Origin of the sequence: Dissulfurispira sp. (assembly GCF_036745535.1) — a bacterium.
GTDB lineage: Bacteria > Nitrospirota > Thermodesulfovibrionia > Thermodesulfovibrionales > Dissulfurispiraceae > Dissulfurispira.
In genome coordinates this window covers 1-3,265 of record NZ_DAIOFX010000122.1, presented here as the reverse complement: position 1 = coordinate 3,265, position 3,265 = coordinate 1, and the positions used below count along the sequence as shown (strand labels likewise).

Annotated in this window: 7 protein-coding genes; 6 read left to right on the top strand and 1 reads right to left on the bottom strand. The window is 43.7% G+C overall.

Annotated features, from left to right (window positions below):
* Window positions 1-106: 106 nt before the first annotated feature.
* Genes V7L97_RS13165 through V7L97_RS11800 form a run of 3 tightly spaced genes read left to right on the top strand, consistent with a single transcriptional unit; the run spans window position 107 to window position 715 of the window.
* Window positions 107-250, top strand: a complete 144-nt coding sequence (locus tag V7L97_RS13165) for a sulfurtransferase TusA family protein (protein ID WP_442891837.1) — start codon at window positions 107-109, stop codon at window positions 248-250.
* 10 nt (window positions 251-260) lie between these two features.
* Window positions 261-548 carry a universal stress protein gene (locus tag V7L97_RS13160; protein ID WP_442891838.1) on the top strand — a complete coding sequence of 96 codons (288 nt, stop codon included), beginning with the start codon at window positions 261-263 and terminating at the stop codon, window positions 546-548.
* Entirely contained in the window at window positions 470-715 is a 246-nt protein-coding gene (locus V7L97_RS11800; RefSeq protein ID WP_333656221.1) for a universal stress protein, read from the top strand. Before V7L97_RS13160 ends, V7L97_RS11800 begins: the two co-directional genes overlap by 79 nt.
* 66 nt (window positions 716-781) lie before the next feature.
* Here V7L97_RS11800 and trpC read toward each other — a convergent pair whose 3' ends face one another.
* On the bottom strand, window positions 782-1,564 hold the full coding sequence (trpC, locus tag V7L97_RS11795) for an indole-3-glycerol phosphate synthase TrpC (protein WP_333656219.1): 783 nt from the start codon (window positions 1,562-1,564) through the stop codon (window positions 782-784).
* 161 nt (window positions 1,565-1,725) lie between these two features.
* Here trpC and V7L97_RS11790 point away from each other — a divergent pair, with 161 nt between their 5' ends.
* The 3 genes from V7L97_RS11790 (at window position 1,726) to V7L97_RS11780 (ending at window position 3,251) form a co-directional block, all read left to right on the top strand.
* Complete coding sequence (locus tag V7L97_RS11790; RefSeq protein ID WP_333656218.1) at window positions 1,726-1,890, top strand: hypothetical protein; 165 nt, start codon at window positions 1,726-1,728, stop codon at window positions 1,888-1,890.
* Entirely contained in the window at window positions 1,881-2,699 is an 819-nt protein-coding gene (locus V7L97_RS11785) for an SLC13 family permease (protein ID WP_333656216.1), read from the top strand. The genes V7L97_RS11790 and V7L97_RS11785 overlap by 10 nt, the downstream gene beginning before the upstream one ends.
* Before the next feature lie 117 nt (window positions 2,700-2,816).
* Window positions 2,817-3,251, top strand: a complete 435-nt coding sequence (locus V7L97_RS11780) for an anion permease (RefSeq protein ID WP_442891836.1) — start codon at window positions 2,817-2,819, stop codon at window positions 3,249-3,251.
* Window positions 3,252-3,265 lie beyond the last annotated feature (14 nt).

The following is a 3,265-nucleotide window of genomic DNA, read 5'->3' as shown; positions in this document are numbered from 1 at the left end:
AGGAGGGTTAAAATGACAACAGAAGTCAAAATCGACAAGGTCCTCGATGTAAAAGGTCTGGTGTGTCCGAGACCGATGGTAATGACCATGAACACATTAAAAGACTATGGAAAGGGGTCAGGTTCTTCATGTTCTGGCTAATGACAGCAGCACCAAGCATAGTATCCCTGCCCTCTGTGAGAGGAGTGGGTATAAGCTTGTGGAAATGAAGGATGAGGCCGGCACCATCAGCTTTGTAATCCAGAAGTAATGGGGAGGCCATATGTATAAAATTATTACCGACAGATGGCTCTGAACTCTCGGAGAAGGCAGTAAAAAGCGGTGTCGCCCTTGCTAAATTCCTTAATGCAAAGGTTACAGGGCTTTATGTAATACCAAAACCTACCTCAGGCGACATCTGGGATGTATGGGCGCCTGAAAATACAGAAGAAGGAAGGATGTTCAGGACTAAATTCGAGGCATCATTTGAGTGTGTGGCACGAGGTATATCGATGCGATCGAGAATGCTGCTAAAGAGGCAGGAGTGCCCTGCGAATGTCTTTATGTAAAAGGCGAGTCTCCTTCGGAGGAAATAATAAAGACAGCAGTGGAGAAGGGCTGCGACCTTATCTTTATGTCATCCCACGGCAGGAAAGGTATAGGTTCTATCCTCGGAAGCGTGACAGCAAAGGTTTTGGCGAGTTCAAAGGTCTCTGTGCTGGTACATAGATTATAAGCGGGAGGCGGAACCTCTGAAACCCTCCATTCCGCCAATTGGGCGAACCATAGTGTTCGCCCTTTTTTAATCTTCCATTAATTCATCGATCTTTTTCCCTATATCCTCTGCTTCCATCAATGATGTGCCGATGAGCATTGCATCTATTCCGGCTTCTTCAAGTTTTATCACATCATCTCTACTCTTGATCCCGCTTTCGCTCACTACTATCTTGTCCTTCGGAATGTCTTTTTTTAGTCTAAAGGTGGTGGATAAATCAACCTTTAATGTTTTCAAGTTGCGGTTGTTTATTCCGATAATGTCAGCATCTATCAAAAGCGCCTTTTCCAGATCATCTTCATCGTGAACCTCGAACAATACATGAAGCCCTAATTCCTTTGAGAGGTGCAGATATTCCTTTGTCTGATTTTTATCGAGTATGGCCGCAATCAGGAGTATGGCATCGGCGTGATTCACCCTCGATTCGTATATCTGGTATTCGTCGAAAATAAAATCTTTTCTTAAAACCGGCTTTGAGGTAATATCTTTGACTATTTTAATGTACGAGAGATGTCCCTGAAAAAAGTCCTCCTCTGTGAGAACCGATATAGCGCTCACAGGCTTTTCATCGTATATGGATGCTATTTTGATTGGATCGAAGTCTTTTCTGATTATGCCCTTTGAGGGCGATGCCTTTTTTATCTCTGCTATGAGTTTTATCTTTTTGTCATTTCTTTTTACTGCACCTTTAAAGTTCCTCGTTTTATCCATATCCTGCAGGCGATTTTTGAGATCACGGATAGGAATGGTGCTTTTGGCATATTGCAGCCGTTCAGCTTTCTTTTTGACAATCGTATCAAGAACGCTCATGTGTGAGATTTTACTTGAATCACAGATAGAAAAACAACTTCTCTCTCTCGTTAACAGATGTCTTCCAGACGACAGTATAGCGGTGAACATCATACTATCCTAAAGCATGGGGCCTAAAGCATGGGGATAATTAAAAGATATAAAAGCAAGGAGGGAGAGTTATGGAAAGAAAAAGTGCAAAGGTAGATGTCAGCAGCCCTCAGGCTGCAAAAGGTGTGCTTGGATATTTTATTAACAATCTGAGAGCACGTGGGAGACCGGCACGGAAAACACTTCTCGGCTATGTAGCTGCCTGGGCTGCCTGGGCGTTTATTTTGTGGGTATAGATATTTCATCCATTATACCTACTTATTCTGCAAAGGCAGTTCTCGCAATTATTGTCTGGGCATGTATTATATGGGTGACCGAGGCCATCCCTGTTGGCGTTTCAGGCTTAATGATACCAATGCTGCTGGTGGTAACAAAGGCCGTGCCGAAAATACCGGAGGCATTCGGCGGCTATGTTCTGGATGTAAGCTTCTTGTGTTTAGGAGCATTTATATTTGGGGCAATATTGTGGTCTGCAAATCTGGATACCCGCATTGCCTTAACCGTCCTGTCAAAGATGAAATCAACAAAGGTTGGGAAAATAATTATAGGGTTGTTCAGTACCTGTATGGGTTTAGCATTAGTTATTCCAGCGGCTGTTGCCAGGTCAGCTACACTTCTGTCTGTTGTCCGTGGGATTATGGAATTGTTTGGGGAGACTAAATCAGAGAGTAATGCAAAAAAGGCGATTGTAATATCCTCCCTTGTGTATGCGCCGATGGTTGGGGGCATCCTCATCCTCACTGCACATATGCCTAATGTCATAATGGTAGGACTTTTTGACAAGCAGCTCAATATACATATTTCATGGATACAGTGGCTTTGGCTTCATCTACCAATAGCTGGACTCTTCCCTATAATGTACTGGATATTGAAGTTCTTCTTTAAGTTCAAAAACGTGGAGGTTTCAGGCGGGATAGAAAGAATAGAAACTGCAAAAAAGAGCTCGGTAAAACCAAGAACTATGAGTGGGTTATTCTTCTCATTTTTGCGTTTGCGGCGACCATGTGGACACTTAAGGATGTCCATAAGATCAAGACAGGAATGATTATTCTCATCGCACTGGGAGTATTTTTTATCCCCGGCGTATTCCCCTTGAAATGGAAGGCGGTAGAGGGCAAGACCATATGGGGGGACATGGCTCCTTCTTGGGGGTGCCCTTTCCATGTCTGCTGCCATGGGTTCTACAGGGCTTGCAAAGTACCTTGCTGCCATAATTCACCCGGTTGTGGAAGGTAAAGGATGGATAGTCGTCCTGTTTATAATGATGTTTGCTACCCAGTTTATACGTCTCGGCATGCTGAGCAATGTGGCTGCAGTTGCAATGCTGGCACCAGTTCTCATGGAAATGGCGCCCCTTCTTAACATGAACCCTGTTGCATTTACGCTCCTGGTTGCCAACCTCGATACATTTGCATTTGTGATACCCACGCAGATTACTGCAGCAGTTATAGCGTACAGCACAGGTACTTTTTCTATGTCAGACTATGCAAAGGTAGGTTTTCCTATAATCATTATTGCAATATTGTGGAGCATATTCGTTATGGCTCCATGGTATGCCATGAATGGATTCCCTGTATGGAAGCCATTAGTGCAGTAACTGTGGATTAAAAG